The 19946-nt window shown below is 41.9% G+C and carries 22 protein-coding genes and 2 pseudogenes; 14 read left to right on the forward strand and 10 right to left on the reverse strand.

The genetic code is table 11. From position 1 onward, the window contains the following. The first annotated feature begins 179 nt into the window (after nucleotides 1-179). Nucleotides 180-605: a hypothetical protein gene (locus PR683_RS18315; RefSeq protein WP_228367728.1), complete on the forward strand. Its 426-nt coding sequence runs from the start codon at nucleotides 180-182 to the stop codon at nucleotides 603-605. A 348-nt stretch (nucleotides 606-953) separates the two neighbouring features. Here PR683_RS18315 and PR683_RS18320 read toward each other — a convergent pair whose 3' ends face one another. From PR683_RS18320 to PR683_RS18340, 5 genes and pseudogenes are all read right to left on the reverse strand, one after another. Then, nucleotides 954-1106 (reverse strand): hypothetical protein, encoded by a 153-nt coding sequence (locus tag PR683_RS18320; protein WP_228367729.1) that lies wholly within the window; start codon nucleotides 1104-1106, stop codon nucleotides 954-956. A 78-nt stretch (nucleotides 1107-1184) separates the two neighbouring features. Beyond that, nucleotides 1185-1460, reverse strand: a complete 276-nt coding sequence (locus PR683_RS18325; protein WP_442958727.1) for a helix-turn-helix domain-containing protein — start codon at nucleotides 1458-1460, stop codon at nucleotides 1185-1187. A 68-nt stretch (nucleotides 1461-1528) separates the two neighbouring features. Continuing rightward, a pseudogene (locus PR683_RS18330) lies at nucleotides 1529-2254 on the reverse strand (IS6 family transposase). A 503-nt stretch (nucleotides 2255-2757) separates the two neighbouring features. Continuing rightward, nucleotides 2758-3780, reverse strand: a complete 1023-nt coding sequence (locus PR683_RS18335; RefSeq protein ID WP_272526659.1) for a ParB family protein — start codon at nucleotides 3778-3780, stop codon at nucleotides 2758-2760. 5 nt (nucleotides 3781-3785) lie between these two features. Then, complete coding sequence (locus tag PR683_RS18340) at nucleotides 3786-5030, reverse strand: ParA family protein (RefSeq protein WP_228367731.1); 1245 nt, start codon at nucleotides 5028-5030, stop codon at nucleotides 3786-3788. A gap of 738 nt (nucleotides 5031-5768) precedes the next feature. Here PR683_RS18340 and PR683_RS18345 point away from each other — a divergent pair. Then, a complete protein-coding gene (locus tag PR683_RS18345) occupies nucleotides 5769-5924 on the forward strand; it encodes a DUF4113 domain-containing protein (protein ID WP_272526658.1) in 156 nt (51 codons plus the stop codon). Nucleotides 5925-6060: 136 nt separating this feature from the next. On the opposite strand, the gene arsC is transcribed toward PR683_RS18345, so the two are convergent. Genes arsC through PR683_RS18360 form a run of 3 tightly spaced genes read right to left on the reverse strand, consistent with a single transcriptional unit; the run spans nucleotide 6061 to nucleotide 8153 of the window. Then, a complete protein-coding gene (gene arsC, locus PR683_RS18350) occupies nucleotides 6061-6486 on the reverse strand; it encodes a glutaredoxin-dependent arsenate reductase (RefSeq protein WP_228367732.1) in 426 nt (141 codons plus the stop codon). Nucleotides 6487-6498: 12 nt separating this feature from the next. Further along, the gene (locus tag PR683_RS18355; protein ID WP_272526657.1) at nucleotides 6499-7788 is read right to left on the reverse strand and encodes an arsenic transporter; all 1290 of its coding nucleotides are present in this window, start codon (nucleotides 7786-7788) and stop codon (nucleotides 6499-6501) included. A gap of 44 nt (nucleotides 7789-7832) precedes the next feature. Then, nucleotides 7833-8153 carry a transcriptional regulator gene (locus tag PR683_RS18360; protein WP_004911727.1) on the reverse strand — a complete coding sequence of 107 codons (321 nt, stop codon included), beginning with the start codon at nucleotides 8151-8153 and terminating at the stop codon, nucleotides 7833-7835. A gap of 85 nt (nucleotides 8154-8238) precedes the next feature. Between PR683_RS18360 and arsH the strand changes: the two are divergent. The 3 genes and pseudogenes from arsH (at nucleotide 8239) to PR683_RS18375 (ending at nucleotide 10545) form a co-directional block, all read left to right on the forward strand. Beyond that, nucleotides 8239-8932 (forward strand): annotated as a pseudogene (gene arsH, locus PR683_RS18365) (arsenical resistance protein ArsH). 1105 nt (nucleotides 8933-10037) lie between these two features. After that, on the forward strand, nucleotides 10038-10262 hold the full coding sequence (gene relB, locus PR683_RS18370) for a type II toxin-antitoxin system RelB family antitoxin (RefSeq protein WP_196719254.1): 225 nt from the start codon (nucleotides 10038-10040) through the stop codon (nucleotides 10260-10262). Nucleotides 10263-10269: 7 nt separating this feature from the next. Then, a complete protein-coding gene (locus PR683_RS18375; protein ID WP_196719255.1) occupies nucleotides 10270-10545 on the forward strand; it encodes a type II toxin-antitoxin system RelE family toxin in 276 nt (91 codons plus the stop codon). A gap of 1046 nt (nucleotides 10546-11591) precedes the next feature. Here the strand turns inward: PR683_RS18375 and PR683_RS18380 are convergent. Continuing rightward, the gene (locus PR683_RS18380) at nucleotides 11592-12245 is read right to left on the reverse strand and encodes a nitroreductase family protein (protein WP_272526656.1); all 654 of its coding nucleotides are present in this window, start codon (nucleotides 12243-12245) and stop codon (nucleotides 11592-11594) included. A gap of 450 nt (nucleotides 12246-12695) precedes the next feature. After that, on the reverse strand, nucleotides 12696-12818 hold the full coding sequence (locus tag PR683_RS18385; protein ID WP_267081383.1) for a hypothetical protein: 123 nt from the start codon (nucleotides 12816-12818) through the stop codon (nucleotides 12696-12698). Between the two features lie 590 nt (nucleotides 12819-13408). Between PR683_RS18385 and PR683_RS18390 the strand changes: the two genes are divergently transcribed. From PR683_RS18390 to PR683_RS18430, 9 genes are all read left to right on the forward strand, one after another. After that, nucleotides 13409-13699, forward strand: a complete 291-nt coding sequence (locus PR683_RS18390; RefSeq protein ID WP_272526655.1) for a hypothetical protein — start codon at nucleotides 13409-13411, stop codon at nucleotides 13697-13699. Nucleotides 13700-13761: 62 nt separating this feature from the next. Next, nucleotides 13762-15762, forward strand: a complete 2001-nt coding sequence (locus tag PR683_RS18395) for a ParB/RepB/Spo0J family partition protein (protein WP_272526654.1) — start codon at nucleotides 13762-13764, stop codon at nucleotides 15760-15762. 43 nt (nucleotides 15763-15805) lie between these two features. Continuing rightward, a complete protein-coding gene (locus PR683_RS18400) occupies nucleotides 15806-16528 on the forward strand; it encodes a plasmid SOS inhibition protein A (RefSeq protein WP_272526653.1) in 723 nt (240 codons plus the stop codon). 13 nt (nucleotides 16529-16541) lie between these two features. Continuing rightward, on the forward strand, nucleotides 16542-16808 hold the full coding sequence (locus PR683_RS18405; RefSeq protein WP_094962792.1) for a hypothetical protein: 267 nt from the start codon (nucleotides 16542-16544) through the stop codon (nucleotides 16806-16808). A 73-nt stretch (nucleotides 16809-16881) separates the two neighbouring features. Then, the gene (locus PR683_RS18410; protein WP_272526652.1) at nucleotides 16882-17037 is read left to right on the forward strand and encodes a hypothetical protein; all 156 of its coding nucleotides are present in this window, start codon (nucleotides 16882-16884) and stop codon (nucleotides 17035-17037) included. A gap of 743 nt (nucleotides 17038-17780) precedes the next feature. Beyond that, a complete protein-coding gene (locus PR683_RS18415; RefSeq protein ID WP_272526651.1) occupies nucleotides 17781-18032 on the forward strand; it encodes a hypothetical protein in 252 nt (83 codons plus the stop codon). Between the two features lie 96 nt (nucleotides 18033-18128). After that, nucleotides 18129-18467 carry a hypothetical protein gene (locus PR683_RS18420; protein WP_228367741.1) on the forward strand — a complete coding sequence of 113 codons (339 nt, stop codon included), beginning with the start codon at nucleotides 18129-18131 and terminating at the stop codon, nucleotides 18465-18467. A gap of 92 nt (nucleotides 18468-18559) precedes the next feature. Beyond that, nucleotides 18560-18802 (forward strand): hypothetical protein, encoded by a 243-nt coding sequence (locus tag PR683_RS18425; protein WP_272526650.1) that lies wholly within the window; start codon nucleotides 18560-18562, stop codon nucleotides 18800-18802. 52 nt (nucleotides 18803-18854) lie between these two features. Continuing rightward, the gene (locus PR683_RS18430) at nucleotides 18855-19664 is read left to right on the forward strand and encodes an N-6 DNA methylase (protein WP_272526649.1); all 810 of its coding nucleotides are present in this window, start codon (nucleotides 18855-18857) and stop codon (nucleotides 19662-19664) included. Nucleotides 19665-19946: the final 282 nt, after the last annotated feature.

Consider the following 19946-nt stretch of genomic DNA (forward strand, 5'->3'; position numbering starts at 1 on the left):
TGTAATCACTATTATGCAGAGTTAAACCAACAGCCCTCAGTCCAGTATGAAAATGCGTTGTAGTGGTTTTAATAGTCTTTATTCATTGTGTTCTCCTGATAACAACTAATAATATCTAATTAATGTTAGTTGTTAAATTGAACAATAACTTAGGTAACAAGCAGTAAGAGATACATCATATGAATCAGATTTATTCTTATTTAGTCATTTTTTTAGTCGCTTTAGTTTCATATATAGGGGGATTATTAACACCCGTTTCATCTCACAGTAAATTGGAGCCTGAAGCTCGAGTTAAAGAATCTGTTCTTGATTTATTATCATATCCTGCAGCAGCTAGCTTCAGAAATATGAGTTACTATAACTTTAGAAATGATAGTCATGGTCGTGAAATGGGTTTTTATTGCGGAGAAGTCTTTGGATTCAAAAATGAATTGCCTTATGGATTCAAACGTTTTTTTGTTAGGACATTAAAACATCCTGATGGTGATATAGATATATCAATCCCAATGGCTGAAAAAATTGACGATATGTTATCACAAGATGAATTTGATAGGCTTTGGGATATTCATTGTGTCAAACAAAATGATAAATTAACTATATATTGATTTGATATCAGTTATATATTTATCTAACCATCACCAAATAAGGAATGAATGTAACTCATTGATAAAATAAAAATTATTTTAGTGTGATGTGTTGATTTCATGCTGAAATCACCAAAGTAAAAGTGCTTCATTTTTATAAAACTCAATGTAAAGAGAGCTAAGCCCTATTTTCTATGCAACAGTTATGTTTATGCCTCATTAATTTTTACGTTGAAAATCACATTTACTATATATTCTTGTGAATTAGCTACTTTTGTGACGCCAGCAATTCCTGTAGCGCAAAACCTTTCTCTGCCTGGTGAGTTGCTAACTCTACTAATGTAAGCGCTCTTTTAGGATCACTTTTATTTAAACGATTAAAACGTGCTCTTGGTTCATTACATCAGCTAAGGATTGTGTTGGCGAGCGAGAATCAAGTACTAATGGCACTTTATCAGTCCCTTCACGACGAGTGTCGAGTCGGTATAATGACCAGAAACCGCTTGTGATTAATGCTTTCATCTGGTCATAACTATAAGCGAATTATAACTATGCTCTTCGTATGGCTATATGCGATGATCAGTGATGGTCCCAGTATAGTTAAAGATACATTCCAATTCTTTTGCCATTTGGTAACGTGACATCGATAGAAAGTTCACCACTTAAAGCTTTAATATCGTGCTTCAGCGTCAAAAGCTTAGGGTCGTTATCAACATTCTCAAGCTTAGTAATAGAAGGTTGTGAAACGCCCAGCGATTGAGCTAGCTCTGTTTGAGAAAGGTTAAGTTCCCCTCTAATTTTTGCCAGTGCTCCGGGGGATTGTTTCGCAAGCAGTTTATCTAAGGTTGATATATTATTTCTGATGCTCTGATAGATGTACTAAATATTCGGGCTTGTTGCAAATTATATATTTGCGAGTTTTTTACTCAGTGTTATTGAGTACTTTAAGATAAAACGGTCTCTACATTGAATAATCGATTCATAAAGGTAGATCGCTCCCCCACCCGAAATTGAGGTTCCCCACGACGTAGTCATTGATCAAATTGACCTTTATTCAGTTTTCGCAACGTTTCAATCTCTTGGAGGGTTGACTACGCACGCTTTGCTGATTTGAAATCACCAGTCGCCACAATCAATTTTTAAATCGGGGTGTGATCTGATTGTTGAGAGTTTTAATTTGGCGTTGTTTTACGACAGCCCGGAGTTTCTCTTCTTTAATTAAGCGAGCCATGGCGTAACCGTAAGCAGTATGCTTATCAGTGTTTAAGGTTTTTGGTTGCCGCTCAGCGGTGTAAGGTTTTAATTCGCGTTTGAGAAATTCATAGGCGACATACCGATAACGTTTAGGTGAAAAATAAACATCCAGTGTTTCTCCGTATTTATCATTGCACGGTAAAGGAAAAACCATTTTCCGTTCACTTTGACGTAGGTTTCATCGAGCTACCAAGAGGAAACAGCACGAATAAATTGATATTTTTTGAGTTTTTTACGGAAAATGGGGTATATTCAATAAACCAACGATAAATCGTTGAATGGTGAACTGGGATCCCTCGTTCAGCCAGAATATCATTGACGTTGGCATAACTTAACGGTGTGGAGCTATACCAACGTAAGCATCAAAGGACTATGGTTGACCCAAAATGTTTCCATTTAAACTCGTTTAGTGGCATGAGTTTATCCTAATGCGATGATCAATACCGTGAGTGTTTCTCACTTAGGTCATTTTTATAACAAGCCCGTTAAAACATCAGGTTGTCTAACAATAATCCCTTTTTTGCAATTCCAGGAGCTGTTAAAAACTCATCAAATAGTCCTCTGTAGGCCATATCGGGTATGGAGGATATCAATCGATATCTTCCCCTCCCCCGACTTCTTCTGGCAAGAGTGACTTATCACTAGCCAGCTTGACTATAATGTCTAATATTTTCTATCTGAATGCAAAGCTTAATAGCATGTTGGATAAAGTAAATACTTCGTGATTGTTTGGCGAACAAGGGGGTTGTTTTATTACGAATAAATGACTGTAAAATTATAATTCATTGTTTATATTGATTTAATTTTCATATTATTATTGGCGAAATACGGTTGGTTTCGATATGCTATTTCGCAGTATGTTGGCTGGGTAAATGGAACGCCTCGACATTTACGGCAAGGCGTAGCCACATTGTTCTATTTATTCTTTACTTTTTTCTTGAACCATTTTAGATAGCTTTAGCTTTATCAAGCGTTCAATCTCTTGAATAACGGTTTGATTAAGCCTATTAAATTCAAAACGTACTTTTCTACCGTTTCCACTGTAGCTAATACGGGCATATTGATCCTTATTATTGAATTCGACAATATCAGTGGTTTTCCATGCTGAAGCGGACTTAGTTTTGTCTGTCATCAACTCTAAAATAGTTGATAAATCGTTTAATATATTTTTTTGTGTTTCTTGGATATTTTCGATTACTAGGCCTTTACGACTATCTCTGACCTCTTTGCAGAGTACTGCTAAATCTATACCCTCTTTATTTGTATTACTTTGGATTTTAGAAAGACGTGCATAAAATGTATTAGGTATTCCTTCGCAGTCAGGAAATAAATTAACTAAACGTACATCAATTAATGCTGCCTGAATACGTTTACGAACTGATTCAGTACTTATACCAATATATTGAGCTAACTGTTCATTAGTTGTGAAGTTATTATCCTCCATTAGCTTTTGATACTGTAAGCCTACCTCGCGGTAAGATAGCTTTCGAGAGCTTTGCGCAGCACTAATGATAGAAAAAATGTCTTCATTGGATATGTCGTTTGGTAAAACCCATAATGGCAGGTCGATAGATAATTTTATGCAGCAATAGCGACGTCGACTTCCTTCAATTAAGTGGTAAATACCATTCTTTCTGATAGCAATACCTTCAGTATCCACTCCCCGTTGTTTTATTTGTTCCAGAATATCGCCCATGGAGTTCTCATCCAATGCTTCCTGGTTACGTGGATTAAGAGAATGAACAACAGTTTGTTCAGAGACTTTATCCCCTGAGACTATGATGTGTTCAGCATCAACTTTTCGCCCGTCTTTCAGTGTAAAGGTTCTTTTGGTGATATTCCCTCCTTTTAAAGAGGGGAGTCCATTTCTCTGCTCAAAACGTGTTTTCTTCGAATTTCCTAAATACATATCTTTGTTTGTGCCTCTTTCTACATCAGTCATCCGGATTACTCACTTTTTGCAGAGAAACTTTTGATTTCATTTATGAATTGTTGATACACCGAATTTACTGACATTTCGGCTATATCGAACTGTTTTGCAGGACATAAATCCTCTGATTTTTTGATATCTAGGACTGTCCTGCCCCTTTCTGCTGCAGCAACAAAAGCCTCTGAATGTTTTATATTAGTTGTCATGAATTTGTCTTGTACGGTACGTACAAGCTTGTTTAATGTTCTAACTTCATGTTGGCTTTTGTCATCGACATTAACAGCTAGTACTTTCATCCATTTGATATTTTCTCCCTTAGATGGCAGCTGCTGTAAACGAGCACCAATCGTTAGCATATAATTTGTTGTGGAAGCAAAGTCATACTCACGCGGTGTTATTGGGACGAGTAGTGCGTCAGCAGCTTCATTTGTTGACCATATGATTGGCGAGTCTTGTGGTGGGGTGTCTATAAAGATAAGGTCATAATGCTCTTTTAGAACAGGAATGACAATATCTCTAAAACGAGTGAGAAGCTTATTCCGCTCATCTTTGCTTAAGCGCCAGTATAGGTCAGTAAATCTATCATCTGTGGGAAATGCTGTAATAACATCCATATTAGGGAGATGTGTACTGAATGGAATATTAGCGATGATATCCGCCTCAGAATAACCTGCTGATATATATTGAGAATAATCACCATCAGGTTCGTATTTAGCCAGCAAAACATCAGTAATTGTCAGATAAATATCGTCATCATTAGTGGATCGGATAAGATTATTTCCGATTGATCCTTGAGGGTCTAAGTCTACGATGCAGCAGCGGGCGTTTAGGTTTAGATCTAATGCAGCCGCTGTTGCAATTGTTGCTGTAGTTGTACTTTTGCCTGTTCCACCTTTATGGTTTTCTATGACGATCACTCTTGGTTTATACATATCTGAGTAACGATGAGCACCTAGTTCTTCCATGATCACTTGAATGTCGAATCGAGTATAAAGATGGTTTTTATTTTGAAAAATAGGTTCGCCAATGATTTTCTTAGCCTGCATTTCAGTTACAATCTTTGAGAATGTATTGCGAGATTTTCCAAAAAAATCAGCCAGAGCTGTTTTGTTTAAGCAGTGGTTATATATAAGCCTGTCCAGACCATCTACTTGTTCATCAGTAACTTTAATTGTATTTACTTCAGCGATAGATTCTTTTAGTGAAATTTGTTCAGCTTTCATTCGCTGACCAATTATTAGTATTTGATCTAAAATTGACATTGATTATCCCTTGATTATTTTTTTACATTATTGATGTAAATTGAGCGCATAACAAGTAAATATTGCATTTCAGTGCACAAAATTAAAATTTACGCTTGGTTATTTGACAGTGATATCTTGGCGAACAAGGGGGTTGTTTTTACGGGGAGTAGAAAAGTTTTTTTGTAAAGCCTGTCATAACAAGGGATACGGTATAATTTTTTTTGATGTGCTCCACACCCTATAGGACGTAGATTCTTACAAAATTCAGACTTCAGTCTGACTCACCTCGCTGGTTTCCTGCTTCAACAGGTGGCTTGATTGCATCCTCCCTCCACAGGTAAGCAGGGCATATCCTATCGCTAAGATGTTACATGCTCAAATTATTTGCTCACGTTCGCTTGACCGTAAAGTGGTGGATTACGAGTTAGTTCGCCAATTGGTGTGTGTTTGCTGAACGTGCAGCAGAAAAACTGTGTGAAAAAAAACAGTATTGTCGATTAGTGACATTGTGGGTGCAGAGTATCTTTTTTCTCATCATGATTCTCACTATTATCTGCAAGAAGCCCAAGCACTCATTTATCCCACATAAGATACGCGCAATATTATTCAGGCGCAGTCACTTTGTTTGACCGACTTTGGCTTCCGAATGCGAAATATATTAAAAGTGACATATTACTCAGTGAATTTTTCCCTTCAGGGCAAGTGCAACTGAATTTATTTGAGAGTGGCCATAGTTTTAGTAAAACTGGTGAATAGATGCAGACGATTGACCAAATTAGTCGCGGAAAAGGTGCTATATGGTTTGCAGGGCAGGGTATTCAATCGCAATCCGTTTTGTGGAAAATGAACAAGCAATTTCTCTCACCTTGCTGGATAAATCGGATATCTGATATTCCCCGCGTTCGCTGCTAATTATTCCGTTGTATTAGCTCCGACTTGAGCTAACTGTTTTTACTTGCAGCACACAATCAATTTTGACAGCCTGCTTTGAGCGAAAAGCGGACGCCCACATAGCGGAACAGGCGTCCGATATTTTGAAGTGGGTAGATTACTTAACCCGCTTCCCCGTTTCGTCAATGACCTTCTCGCCATCCTCTTTGGTTAACGCTCCTTTCTGACCTTCCGGTAGAATATCCAACACTATTTCTGAAGGGCGGCAAAGACGAGTGCCAAGCGGCGTAACGACTACCGGCCGATTAATCAGGATCGGATGTTGAAGCATAAAATCAATCAACTGCTCATCACTAAATTTCTCTTCATCAAGACCCAGATGTTCATAAGGGGCAATATTCTTACGCAGTAATTCACGCACCGTAATTCCCATATCTGAAATAAGTTTAATCAGCTCATCACGGGTCGGTGGCGTATCGAGATAATAAATTATCGTTGGTTCGTTGCCGCTGTTACGGATCATCTCTAGCGTGTTGCGAGAAGTACCGCAGGCAGGGTTGTGATAGATGGTAATGTTGCTCATATCTGTATCTCATTACAAAGTGATGGAGAGCCGCAACGCCAGCGCGGCCAAAGTGACCAACAGCACCGGAAGAGTCATGATAATGCCGGTGCGGAAGTAATATCCCCAGGTAATCGTTATATTTTTCTGGGCAAGCACATGTAGCCAAAGTAGGGTTGCCAAACTGCCAATCGGGGTGATTTTCGGGCCTAAGTCGCAGCCGATCACGTTGGCATAAATCATCGCCTCTTTGACGACGCCAGTCGCCGTACTACCATCAATCGACAGCGCGCCAATCAGCACTGTCGGCATATTGTTCATCATCGACGACAGGAGCGCGGTCAGGAAACCGGTGCCAAACGTTGCTGCCCATAATCCCTTTTCTGCCAGCAGGTTTAATACACCAGACAGATACTCCGTTAACCCTGCATTGCGGAGCCCATAAACCACCAGGTACATGCCCAGCGAAAAAATAACGATCTGCCATGGCGCACCGCGCAGGACTTTTCCGGTGTTGATGGCATGACCTCTTTTCGCCACTATAAACAGTACTGCTGCGCCAGTAGTCGCTATCGCGCTGACCGGGATCCCCATAGGCTCCAAAACAAAGAAACCTACAAGCAGCAATAACAGGACAATCCAGCCCACCCTGAACGTTGCCGGATCTTTTATCACACTGGCAGGAGTCTTCAGTAGCGAAACGTCATACGTCGCCGGAATGTCCCTGCGGAAAAAGAGATGCAGCATGACCAGCGTGGCCGCAATCGCTGCCACATCTACGGGGATCATAACGGAGGCATACTGAGTAAAGCCCAGATCGAAAAAGTCCGCCGAGACGATATTCACCAGGTTAGAAACAATGAGCGGTAGGCTGGCCGTATCTGCTATAAATCCTGCGGCCATCACAAAGGCTAGTGTTGTGCTCTTGCTGAATCCCATTGCAAGCAGTATTGCAATCACAATTGGTGTCAGGATCAGCGCGGCGCCGTCATTGGCGAACAAAGCAGCGACAGCGGCACCGAGCAACACTATCCAGGTAAACAGCAGGCGACCACGCCCGTTACCCAAGCGGGAGACGTGCAGTGCGGTCCACTCAAAGAAGCCGGCCTCATCGAGCAGCAGGCTGATGATAATGACCGCAATAAATGCCGCTGTCGCGTTCCAGACAATATTCCAGACAACGGGAATATCAGTGATATGGATGACACCAGTTACCAGCGCCAGCATAGCCCCGATACTCGCACTCCAGCCAATGCTCAAGCCTCTGGGTTGCCAGATCACTAGTATCAGCGTCAGTAAAAATATACTCCCTGCCAAAAGCATCTCAGACTCCTTTATATATGATTATGTACATGTGTTTTCTTTTCTTAACAGGAGGTGCAGGCTGATTTATCCAGCCATTCACGCACATCCTCTCGCATACACTGCCAGGACGTTGTGATTGTCTCAGCGGCCCATGCCGGTATGTGGGGTGACAGACGATAGTGGATCCATTTGCCTTCACGACGATCTAGAACCAACCCAGCCTCGCGAAGAATAGCCATATGTCGCGAGACTTTGGGCTGCGATTCGGAAATGGTTGCGCAGATATCACAGACGCATAGTTCTCCCGACTCCTGGAGAATCATGACGATGGCGAGCCGGGTTTCATCCGACAGGATTTTGAAAAGCTGAACAGGTTGTAGCATTTTTCACTCCGTTTCCTTTAGAATATACATATGGTAAATCATATGTGTTAAATTTGAAATCATCTGATATCTCCGGAGTAGAAAAATGGAACATTTTCCAGCTCTAAATAGTGAATACTTTGATCAACACATCGCCGAGCGCCTGCACATGCACGAGCCGCCGCGGATTCTGATCCTATATGGCTCAGTTAGAGAGCGCTCCTGCAGCCGCTTTGCTGCGGAAGAAGCTGGTCGTCTGCTGACAGCGATGGGCGCAAAGGTAAAACTCTTTAACCCCTCAGGTTTACCCCTGCCGGATGATGCGCCAGATACGCATCCTAAAGTCACCGAGCTGCGCGGTCTGGTCAGATGGTGTGACGGGATGGTGTGGAGTTCTCCGGAACGGCACGGTGCTATGAGCGCAGTTATGAAGGGGCAGATTGACTGGATACCCTTAAGTGAAGGCGCGGTTCGTCCTTCGCAGGGCAAAACACTTGCGGTAATGCAGGTCTGCGGCGGTTCACAGTCCTTCAATGCTGTGAACCAGATGCGTATTCTGGGTCGCTGGATGCGGATGTTTACGATCCCCAACCAGTCCTCTGTAGCCAAGGCAAGAGTTCGACGATAACGGACGAATGAAACCTTCTTCATGGTATGACCGCATCGTCGATGTAGCCGAGGAGCTGTTTAAAGTCACGCTGCTGCTTAAGGGACAAACCGATTATCTTGCAGATCGTTACAGCGAGCGAAAGGAGAGCCATCAGGAGCTTTCATCCCGTGTAAATCAGGACAAAATATAACTTATGTTTTTCGTGAATCCATACTGGCTGAGCTTAATAACGTCTGCTATTGGCACTGAGCTGCCTATCAGATTAGTTTCAGAACTATATAGTACCTGTGTCAGGTTAAATCTGAACTAATACAGTCCATTGATTAACTATTAATCAATGGACTATTTTCTACCGATATCATTCACTTGTTCCAACTATTCACATCCGATTAGAAAGTTATCCACTGATTTTGTGGATACGCCTTTTTTGAGTTTTGAGGCAGCGGCTTAATTCTGGCATTGAACCAGGATCAAGCCGAACACCGGATTAACACCATTTAAACACAGTTGACGCAGGTTTCCCGTACACTTTCACTCGCGCGCTTTTTTGTAGCGCGTTCACTGGCTCGCCAAATGTGAAAAATGGGGATAACCGGCTCGAAAGGTCAACCGCTACGCCTTTTTACGTTAACGGGTGGCGCAAAGGGCAGGGGGAAAGTTCCCTTTGGGAGTAGTTCCTGATTGACAGCTTAACGTTGTTTAGTTCTAAAGCCGACTTGCTGTTCGCTTACCTCGTTGCAAGTCGGATGCTGCCATTTTCATCATTTATGCTATTAATCGCTCGTTGTGCCATATCCTTGTCCTAAAACATAGCCTCACCTCGTCATACCGCAAGGATGAAGTGAACTCCACCAAAATTCTTACCGCTACGCTTTCCAACAATTTAGCCTCCGTCCTTGCCTTCTTCCTAGTCTTGGCTCTGTACGGTCTTTGTAGCTCTAGAATCCAACGAAAGAGGGGGAAATCCTACTGACGAATGATCAGAAAGTCGATTTGTTACATTACATTGCGCCATTAACTCGACTATTGGATTTGTTCAAGGGGGATATTTCATCGGAGTTATATTATGAAGAAATCACACTGCACAGTGATACTTTCGATTCAAGCAGTATTTTTATCAGGTGCGCCGTAAAACCCCGTCCTTTAGGGCGGGGAGGATGTCAACTGGACTCCTCTTAATCTAAGCTCATATTTTTTCCATGTAGCACGAGATTAAATCAAGCAAGACCTCATTTAATATAGGTTGACAAAATAAATTGTCGTTATACAATGTATAACTAAATAAGGAGGGAACAATGAGAAAAAATTTAACAAAAGCTATAAGACTTAATAATGAAGAGCTATCTTTATTTGAGTCATATGCAAATGCCAAAGGTTTGACCTTTAGTGAACTTTGCAAAAGTGCAATTATTGAAAAAATTGAAGATGAAATTGATTTAAAACTAGCAGAAGAAGCTTACGAAGAATACCTAAACGATAGTGAGACATTAAGCCATAAAGCTATCTTTGACCCGCTTTGAGGTAACTATGCCTCATTATAGAATTGAATATACAAAACGGTTTCAGAAAGAACTAAAGAAAATAGATCGATGCCATCAGAAAATCATACAGAGTTATATTGAAAAAAATATAGATAACAGTATTAACCCTCGATTAATCGGTAAAATATTGAAGGGAGATAAGGCTGAATTTATCCGTTATCGCATAGGTGATTACCGTTTAATCGCAACCATTGAAGATGAACGATTAGTCATACTCGCATTGTCTATTGGTCATCGAAAAGATGTCTATAAACACTTTTAACTTCAGCTCTATTGTGGCCAGTCATTGACTTGCTTAAGGCTGGCCATGAAATTATCCTTTTCGATAGTCGATTTTATTATAAAAGATAACTATTCTTAGAACGGACTCATTCAATTGCTATCACATAGATATGTAAATTTAAAATATAACGTTTGCTACTGATATGCTCACAACCCCTGTATAGCCGTTTTTTCTATTATTGCACTACAATCACCAACAATATTACTCATGAGCTGGCTAATGTGAAATAGGGTGAAAAATTGCCCCATGTCCCTTCACTTAACTAAAGAGCCATAAACACCTCTCCTAAAAAGGCTATCTAAAAGTTTGAACACAAAGAGCTAACAATTTCGCAAACAAATCCAAATCAACTTTTTCATAATGCTCAATCGCCTTAAAATAAGTATTTTTAAGTCAGCGCACTGTTTTACACTGTTTTCTAATGAAATAGCTACCGTTTGAATAAAATCACGATAGTAAGAAAGTAATCGTCAGCTGAGGAGATAATCGGCCGATCAAAGCACGAAATGCCGTGCTGTTAGGTCTCGCTTGCTATCCGAAGGACAGATACGATTGCGGCTTTGTGGGACCTTGTTCGATTTACGAATGGCATTGGAGTGTAGGCGACCGCTCGAGGATACCGAGCTATCGTAGTACTCCATAAGGGGCATTTTATTTTTATGGTTAACTAATTTTGATTCAAATTTTTGGTTAGAGAATATCATCTCTTTATTTTTTGACTAAAAGTCGACATTAATTAATCGCTACCTCAGTGAATCCTATACTTTTCTAACAAAAACCACAATTTTCACACTGAAAAATTAGCTTATTATTACCGTTTTTCGAGAGATAAAAGGCTGTTCGGATTTACCCAAACAGCCCTTTATTACCCTCATTTTTCAACGTCTCTTAAAAGATGATGGCTCTGTCAAAATAGATCGTTTTAAGGAGAGTTATCCGCATTATTGTCTATTTAATAACTTGGTATCATTAATAGCTAAACGGGCGACTCCCAATGTATCAATCGCTCATTTATCGTTAAAGCGTTAAATGAAAGTAAATATCTCATCATCATTAAGCCGTGATTTTGGCCTTTTGGCATTCGAATCACTATCAGAACGATAACCAATCGTAGCCATAACTACACTCTCTAGATTCTTTTCTTTCAAATCTAGAATGTTATCAACTTCTTCCTTGTTAAAACCCTCTATCGCAGTTGTATCTATTCCTACTGCGGCAGCCGCAAACATAAATTGACCTAGTGCAAGGTATAGTTGTTTGCTTTCCCAGTTTTGAAGCTTTTCTGGGTTACTATTATTTAATTCGACAAAGTAACGGCGCCCTTTATCCATCTCTTGAGCAATATCTATATTTTCAAATCTATTATCTTTAATTTCGGTATTGGTTAAATGCTCTAAATATTCATTATCCATTGACTTTCTTATACAAAAAACAATGGTATAAGTAGAATCGGCTATTCGACTATGGTTGAAGTCTAGTACTCCCGACAATAGCAGATTGGGATTATTTTTATTGTTTATAACAAAAAAATGCCAAGGCTGAGAATTCACTGATGATGGGCTGTTTCTTAATACAGTCAATAGTTTTATTAAGTCACTTTTTGAAACTTCTTTTGAACTATCGTAGTGTTTTGTTGTGTATCTTTTTTCGGAAATACTTGCTATATCAACGTTACTCATTAAATTAACTCTTTGTTTCATATAAATAATAGATAAAAACCACCAACTTCGTATTTACTAAAAACCATAGCGGATAGAAATATTTTATTGTTATATTTCACTCTATTACACCTGATTTTCAAAACTTACACTTTAACAAAAATTATTACATTGGAGTTATCAAATATTGCCATTTACTTCAACGACTTTGACATCCTCCCCGTCCTTTAGGGCGGGGAGGATGTCAACAATACAATATCGAAGTCGAGAATATCATTGATACTAAGTCATTTTTTTATCGGCACGACTTTGATGAAAAGGCAGTGCAAGAAGTCTTTAAACAATTGAGAAAAGACTTAGGACTATTAGACGTTGATGATGATGTGATAGCACAATTATTAGATGAGTCTATTAGCGTGTGGGACAATGATTTTAATTACAGCCATTCTTATGATGATGAAGTATCCTAGACTATTCAACAATATCAAGGAATTCTAGCGCATAAACTTGGTTATGAGTGCGGAAGATCGACAGATGAGCAAGGAACCGTGTATATCGCTTATTGTGTTGGTCGACCGTTGCTCGAAGTGCCATGCGCGTAATGTTCCTTCAGCTACCTTTCTTTCACGAATCCCTTACGAATTAAGTCAGGCATTGAGCCAAACTTAATTCGAACACCCGTTACCCACTTTGACACACAATCGGTGCAGGTTCCCCGTACACTTTCGTGGGGCCAGCTTTTGAAGGCTGTCCTCACTGGTTCATCTCATGTGGACAATGTGGATAACGGGCTTAACGTCAACCACTGCGCCTTTTAACGTTTTCAACGTGGCGCAAAGGGCAGGGGTGTAGCTCCCTGCGGGAGCGTCCCTGATTCACTGCTTAGCTTTGCTAAGCGTTTATGGCGACTTGCCGTTCGCTTCTCTCGCTGCCAAGTCGGGTGCTGCCATTTTGATCGCCTGTGTAGTTAATCGTTCGTTGTGCCCCTCCGCTTGGCCTAAAACAAAACATAGCCTCACCGCGTCGTACAGCAAGGGTTAAGTGAACGCCACCAAAATTCTTGTCGCGGCGCTTTCCAACAATTTTGTCTCCGCCCTTGCTTCCTTCCTTGTCTCAGCTCTGTGCGGCCTTTGCAGCGGAGGAACTCAACGAAAGAAATCATTAATACGGTGGAGGATTCAAAAATGTCATCACATCAAAACCTTGCAGCTCCAGAATCTAACGAAAGAAGGGTTACAACCCCACTGACGCATGAGCAGAAAGCCGATTTATTGCATTACATCGCACCATTAACACGGTTATTGGATTTATTCGAGGGGGGTATTTCACCGGAGTTATACGACGAAGAAATCACGCTGCACAGTGATGCGTTCGATTCCAACAGTATTTTAATGAAAGACGGCTATCCGATTGGCTTTAGTGACAATTTAAACAACATGTTCTATCTGCGTCCTGAACTGATTCAGGCATCTTAGGTGCTAAGGGAGTTGTTCACCCTCCCTTAGCTTAGACACAATAAACTACATAGGTGATTAATATGTCTACATTAGAAACTATCATTAACCCAAAACAACGTAAAGCAAAAAAAGGCACAAAATCCGCACAGGCCGACGCAATTTATCAGGCATTAGACAGTCTGGAAGCACATGTATTGCCGTTATCGGCATTAGTACAGAGTGAACTCAATGTGCGTAAACGCCCGATGGATGAAAAAGCCTTGTCAGAACTGGCTGACAGTATTCAAGCGGTCGGGGTATTACAAAACTTGGTGGTTTACCCGATGGACAATGACGTCTACGGGGTTGCAGCGGGTCAACGTCGTTTGCTGGCGTTACAACAATTGGTGACAAAAGGGCGTTTAGCGTCGAGTTTCCCTGTGCCCGTCAAAGTGGTTTCAGAGTCCGATGCGCTGATTATTTCCCTGACGGAGAACAGCCAACGTGAAGCCATGCATCCCGCCGACCAACTTCATGCTTTTATCGAGCTACAAAAAACAGGGAAAAATGCGTCTGAAATCGGTGACTTATTAGGGTTTAGCACTCACCACGTGAAAAAATGTCTGCGTTTAGCAAATATGGCGCCCGAGCTATTAGCTGAATTGGATGCGGATAATATCACCCTTGACCAGCTGCAAGCCTTAACTGGCACCCCTGACCATGACCGCCAAGTCATGGTATGGAACAATGCCATTGGGTGGAAAAAAGAGCCACGTTACTTACGTGAAGCGGTCGAAGAAACCAAAACCCCCGTCGAAAATAATCGACTGGTGAAGTTTGTTGGGTTGGATACCTACGAGCAAGCAGGGGGAACCCTTGAAATTGACCTCTTTACCGAAGCGGGCTTCATTGAAAATGCCCCACTATTAGAAAAATTGGCACTCGATAAACTCACTGTGTGTGCGGAACTGTTAGCTGAGTTTGAGGGTTGGCAGTTCGGTATTGCCCGTTTAGAGCGTCCGAGCTTTTACGGTAATGACGGGGAAACCTTGTCTCTTAGTCATGCGCCCGAGTCGGTCATTCCCCCTGAATTTGAGGATTTACTGGCTGAATTGCGTGCTCGTGAAACAGATTTACGTCAGCAATCATGGGAAACGGATGATGAAAATGAACAAGCTGAGCTTTGCCAAGCCGTGGCAGACTGCGAAAAGCAAATCGAAGACATTAAAGATCGTACCAAAAATCAGGCGTGGACAGCCGATGGAAAAGCAACAAAAGGCGTAGTGGTCTACCTTGACCGTGATGGAGAACCGTGTGTCATCCGTGGCGTCATTGACTTAGCACAGCAAGAGCCACAGTGCAGTGAAGCAGAAAGCGAAACTGAAAGTGTGAGTGAGCAGCCAACAACTACGGTAGAAACTGTTTCTGCCTACAGCGCAGCCTTGTGCAAAAGTTTGTCCTCAGAGCGCACATTAGCGGTTCAAGCGGCACTCACTCAGCATCCGAACGTGGCACTGGCGATTTTGGTTCATGATGCATGTATTCAGGTGTTTGGTTCACTGTATACCAAAACCGCGTTTAACATTAAATTTTCACGCGCTCAGGACGAGTTACTCAAAAATGCCCCGACCGCCCAAGACAGTGAAGCCTTAATCATGTTGGAAACGCAATTTGAGTCATGGTCAGCGCGTTTACCCGACGCATGGCAAGCGGATTTTTCATGGTTGTTGTCATGGGAGCAAACGGATTTAGTTGCACTACTGGTATTTTGTTCCGCGCAAACTTTAAGTGAAGTGAATCATCATGCTCCGCACGATAACACGTTAGCCAAAGCTCTACTCCGAATTGAACAGGCGATTGCCTTTGATTTTCGCCAATGGTGGCAACCGACTAAAGCCAATTTCTTTGGGCGCATAAGTAAAGACCAAATTGTTGATTGTCTGGACGATGCAGGGGTAAAAGGTAAAGCCCTTGAAGTGGTCAAAATGAAAAAAGGGGATGCCGCTGAGTTAGCTGAAAATACCCTTAAAGATACCCATTGGTTGCCGAGCTGTTTTCTGGATGTAAACGCTGACACTCACCACACCGATAACGCTGAATAATCAACATGGAGACACTGCCCTGAAAAGGGCAGTGTGAATAATCATGGCAATCATTCCAAACCATTTAGCGCTTGTTCCCTTTAATGACCGTCAATATGCCGCTGCTAAAGCCATCCTTTTTGTCGAAGATAAAATGCAAAAAGTGCAATACCCAAAACGATTTCCCTATGCGTGTGCGTTAATTCGATTTTTCACGGGGAATAAAGGGGCAATAACCGCTAAAGATTTGCACTATACATTGGTGTTATCTTTTGATGATAAACGTGAAATGCCGTCAAAAAATCGCTATCTTGCCGCCCTTGATACGTTTATTCAGTCCCGAGGTTATATTTGTCCGTTGCCGTTGTGTGATCATCATGTGCGTGATTTTTTTCCTGAGCTGGATTACCGCGACCGTGAACGGCAGGAGCGAAAAATTCAGTCTCAAGTACAAGTTGTGAGCCGTGCCCGACAAAAAGCCCAAATTAAAGCACAGCAGCAGTACCAAAACCGATTAGCGCAAGCCGAAATTGAGTTAGCCTTCATTACCCCCAGTGAGTTTAAATCGTGGTACAACCGGTTTAATCATGATGGGATTGAAGAGTATGATTTGATTGAATTGCTTGTAAACTGGACGACGCGATTTAACAATTTAAACTTGCGAAAACACCTTGATTTTGCCCCGTTGTGGTCGGCTCTCTTGGATTTCAATGAAGATATCGATACCCGATCATACGGTGAGCAATTACTGGATAATTATACCATTCCCAATAAATTAATCGGTTAAAAGGGCGTTGACGATGAATGAATGGAATGTGGTTTTACTCGAAACTGAAGACAGTTTGGTGCTAATGATGCGCGGTGAGCACACAAAAGAAACGGTCATTAATTCAGCAATTGCCGCGAATGAAATTTCACAGAGTGACCGCGAAACGTGGTTAGCCTGTGAAGATATCAACGTGGGGTATTACAAGGCGGTGCCTAGAGAAGGGTATGCCACCTATTATTATCCTGTCAGTCAGGATGTTAAAGGGGCATTTTTGGCAACCAGTCTTGTGCTATTTTAAGGTTGAGAGCTAATTAGTGAGTTGGTGATGCAATTAAAAAGCAAACAAACACAATGTGTTCATTGTTATTACAATGGCACCTTTTTATCTGCTACATATCACTTCGGGTAAGGTGGGTGTTAATGATGCCTTTAATGGCGAGATGACGGATAACAGTACACCGTTGGGTGGTGTGCGATTAACCCCTCTGAAAACCGTCTATTGTGGGGAGTGTCATCGACCTTTATGAACCGTTGAAGAACGAAAGCAATAAAGGGCTGTTCGGGTAAACCCGAACAGCCCTTTATCTTTCTAAAAATGGGGATAACCCGCTAGTCTTTGCGTTTGAGAGCCGTGGTTTTGTTAAAAAAAGATGATATTTTACTGAGATTGCGATTACGTATAGTTGTTTTTATTTGTAAAAACAATGAGATGATGCTTTTTGAGAAAAAGTTTAAATCAAAATTCATTTATCAAAAAAATACAATAACCCCTAATGGGTTCCTACGGCAGCTCGACTTCTTCGAGCTGTCGCCTACACTCCAACGCCATTCGTTTTACGAATGGGTTTCCGCAGAGCCGCAAGCGTCTCTGTCCTTCGGATAGCAAGCGAAACCTAACTGCACGGCATTTCGTGCTTCGCACGGCCGTTAAAGACGCCACGCGTTGCGTGTCGGCCGATTGCCTCCTCACCCGACGGTTATTTTCTTACTATCAGCCCATTCGCTAGGGCTTAAACATAGCCTCAACTCGTCATCTAGCAAGCGTAAAGTGCACTCCAGCAAAATTCTTGTCGCTGCGCTTTCCAACAATTTTGCTTCCGCCCTTGCTTCCTTCCTCGTCTCAGCTATGCACGCCCTTGCCGCGACTGAACTGACAGTAAGATGAATTAACACTTTCAAAGAGAACTACGAGGCCATCGGTGAACGTCAACACCGCCACGCCAAAACCTCCAGAAAGATGAGTTAAAAGCCAAAAACAAGGAGTATCAACATGAATTACCACGTTTTTATTGCAGAAACCCATAAGCAAAATGTGACAGGGCAAGCGGATGACGTTTATCACTTCAATTCCATTGCCGAATTCTTCACTTTTCTGAAAAAAACGAAATTCGCGGAAAAAATGAACATGAATTACCACTATGCCTTAACGGATGGGACAAAAAACACCGATTTAACTTACCGCGAAATTGAAAGCGCCAATCACCTTAAACAGTTTAAAAAACAGGTTCGCCAATACCGTTAAAGCGACCTATTGAATAGCGCGAAACATTAACGCGCTATTCAATATCGAGCCAGTTCGATATTGAGCCAACTACTAAATCATAAAAGGAGAAAAAGTATGTATCACGCATTAGAGCAGTACGAAACAGACAGTCACCAAGAAACCCAAAGCGCGGAAATGATGTATTGGATAGGACGTGAACAAGCGGCTAAAACTGCCCCGACAGAAATCACCTTAATGCAATTTATGGATGCATTATCCGTTATGCCCCCGTTGGATTGGCAAGGCAATAACAATACTGAGTCCTTTAAATTGCAAGAGATGTTTTTGGGGAACGTGACTGACATTTTTGTCAAAGTGGACGGACGGTATTTCACGTTTAGGGATGTATCAACGTTATCTCACGCGCAAATTATTTCGCGTGTGCGTTGTGCTGGATTGCTGGCGCAACAATGAAAAAAGCAGGCTTGCGCCTGCTTAATCCGAGCCTTGAGATAGATTCTGCGAGAAAAAATCAAGGCATCAACTCACTCAAAGGAGTAGCTCCTATGAACTCAACCATCATGGCATACGCTGCCACCCCTGTAAAGCCCCAAATACCCGTCGCGTCAAAACGTCGAGTCGTGCGTCAGGATATGATAATCAGCGAAATTGAACCGTGTTATCGGGCAATGGCGCGACATATCGACAAACAACTTAAACGCAAACAGCCCGTTCGCATCCCTGCAATGAATAACCATTGTTTGGGGCAACTTTTGCGCTGTTTAGAACTGTGTAAATCGTGGATTTAAGTTAACTCACTGCCCCTGCTTTTTGTTTCAGGGGCAGTTCTGGAGCGTCGATATGTCACAATTGAGTTTTTTTGATGTAGATTTAAGCCAACCCGTAAAAACCCCCAGTCCTATCATTTCAGGCTCATCCAATAAGATAGACACAAAGACAGACAAAACAGCCGAAAAAGCAACCCTAACAATGGCTCACACCAAGTCAAAGCGTGATTTTCACACCGAGTTTATTCAATTATTTAATCAAACGGCACGTTATCACAGTCGCTTAGACGTGTTTCGGGATTTTATTCATGTTGCTGCGATTTCATTAGAAAACAGTGTGAAACAGTGCCCTGAATTGGAACAAACCTATTTTAAGGTGATTGCGCGTTATGAAAGAGCTGATTTGGATGCGTTCGCGAAACTATTAGCCCTTTGTGTTAACGCCTTAGACCAACAAGCGACCGATTTTTTAGGGGCGGTGTTTATGTCCCTTGAGTTAGGCGAAGGGGCATGGGGGCAATTTTTTACCCCATTTCACGTTAGCCAGCTCATGAGTGATCTCATAATCGGGGATTGTGGGGCGATAATTGAACAAAATGGCTATATCAGTGTGTCCGAGCCAACGTGCGGGGCGGGCGGAATGGTGATTGCTTGTGCCAATTCTGTGTTACAACAAGGTTTTAATCCGCAAATGCAAATGATTGCGGTGTGTACCGATATTGATGAAGTTGCTGCCCGTATGTGTTACGTCCAACTGGCATTATTGGGGATACCTGCCATTGTGAATATTGGTAACAGTTTAACGCTGGACGTTCGTCAAACGTTGTATACCCCGATGTTAATGTTAAATTCACTTCGCTTTAAATCCTTTTTAACCGCCTAATTCACGTTATTTCAAGGGGATTTATTCCCCTTTTTTGCGCATCGGCTTAATCCTGGCATCGAGCCAGGCTCAATCCGACAACGCCAAACCCTGCGCCTTTTTACGTTAACGCGTAGCGCAAAGGACAGGGATGCAAGCTCCCTGTGGGAGCTGCCCCTGAAACCGCTTAATGTTGTTAAGCTCAAAGGACGCCTTGCGGTTCGTTTCTCTCGCCGCAAGTCGGGTTGCGTCATTTTCAGCCACTGTGTTGTTAATCTTTCGCCAAGCCCCTCCGCTCGGGCT

Source organism: Providencia sp. PROV269 (assembly GCF_028477785.1).
Classification (GTDB): domain Bacteria; phylum Pseudomonadota; class Gammaproteobacteria; order Enterobacterales; family Enterobacteriaceae; genus Providencia; species Providencia rettgeri.

What these genes read in the sequence shown, in the direction of transcription:
- PR683_RS18315 (WP_228367728.1), top strand. Translation starts at nt 180, where the DNA reads ATGAATCAGATTTATTCTTATTTAGTCATTTTTTTAGTCGCTTTAGTT.
- PR683_RS18320 (WP_228367729.1), bottom strand. Translation starts at nt 1,106, where the DNA reads ATGAAAGCATTAATCACAAGCGGTTTCTGGTCATTATACCGACTCGAC.
- PR683_RS18335 (WP_272526659.1), bottom strand. Translation starts at nt 3,780, where the DNA reads ATGACTGATGTAGAAAGAGGCACAAACAAAGATATGTATTTAGGAAAT.
- PR683_RS18340 (WP_228367731.1), bottom strand. Translation starts at nt 5,030, where the DNA reads ATGTCAATTTTAGATCAAATACTAATAATTGGTCAGCGAATGAAAGCT.
- PR683_RS18345 (WP_272526658.1), top strand. Translation starts at nt 5,769, where the DNA reads ATGCAGACGATTGACCAAATTAGTCGCGGAAAAGGTGCTATATGGTTT.
- arsC (WP_228367732.1), bottom strand. Translation starts at nt 6,486, where the DNA reads ATGAGCAACATTACCATCTATCACAACCCTGCCTGCGGTACTTCTCGC.
- PR683_RS18355 (WP_272526657.1), bottom strand. Translation starts at nt 7,788, where the DNA reads ATGCTTTTGGCAGGGAGTATATTTTTACTGACGCTGATACTAGTGATC.
- PR683_RS18360 (WP_004911727.1), bottom strand. Translation starts at nt 8,153, where the DNA reads ATGCTACAACCTGTTCAGCTTTTCAAAATCCTGTCGGATGAAACCCGG.
- relB (WP_196719254.1), top strand. Translation starts at nt 10,038, where the DNA reads ATGAGAAAAAATTTAACAAAAGCTATAAGACTTAATAATGAAGAGCTA.
- PR683_RS18375 (WP_196719255.1), top strand. Translation starts at nt 10,270, where the DNA reads ATGCCTCATTATAGAATTGAATATACAAAACGGTTTCAGAAAGAACTA.
- PR683_RS18380 (WP_272526656.1), bottom strand. Translation starts at nt 12,245, where the DNA reads ATGAGTAACGTTGATATAGCAAGTATTTCCGAAAAAAGATACACAACA.
- PR683_RS18385 (WP_267081383.1), bottom strand. Translation starts at nt 12,818, where the DNA reads ATGGCACTTCGAGCAACGGTCGACCAACACAATAAGCGATATACACGG.
- PR683_RS18390 (WP_272526655.1), top strand. Translation starts at nt 13,409, where the DNA reads ATGTCATCACATCAAAACCTTGCAGCTCCAGAATCTAACGAAAGAAGG.
- PR683_RS18395 (WP_272526654.1), top strand. Translation starts at nt 13,762, where the DNA reads ATGTCTACATTAGAAACTATCATTAACCCAAAACAACGTAAAGCAAAA.
- PR683_RS18400 (WP_272526653.1), top strand. Translation starts at nt 15,806, where the DNA reads ATGGCAATCATTCCAAACCATTTAGCGCTTGTTCCCTTTAATGACCGT.
- PR683_RS18405 (WP_094962792.1), top strand. Translation starts at nt 16,542, where the DNA reads ATGAATGAATGGAATGTGGTTTTACTCGAAACTGAAGACAGTTTGGTG.
- PR683_RS18410 (WP_272526652.1), top strand. Translation starts at nt 16,882, where the DNA reads ATGGCACCTTTTTATCTGCTACATATCACTTCGGGTAAGGTGGGTGTT.
- PR683_RS18415 (WP_272526651.1), top strand. Translation starts at nt 17,781, where the DNA reads ATGAATTACCACGTTTTTATTGCAGAAACCCATAAGCAAAATGTGACA.
- PR683_RS18420 (WP_228367741.1), top strand. Translation starts at nt 18,129, where the DNA reads ATGTATCACGCATTAGAGCAGTACGAAACAGACAGTCACCAAGAAACC.
- PR683_RS18425 (WP_272526650.1), top strand. Translation starts at nt 18,560, where the DNA reads ATGAACTCAACCATCATGGCATACGCTGCCACCCCTGTAAAGCCCCAA.
- PR683_RS18430 (WP_272526649.1), top strand. Translation starts at nt 18,855, where the DNA reads ATGTCACAATTGAGTTTTTTTGATGTAGATTTAAGCCAACCCGTAAAA.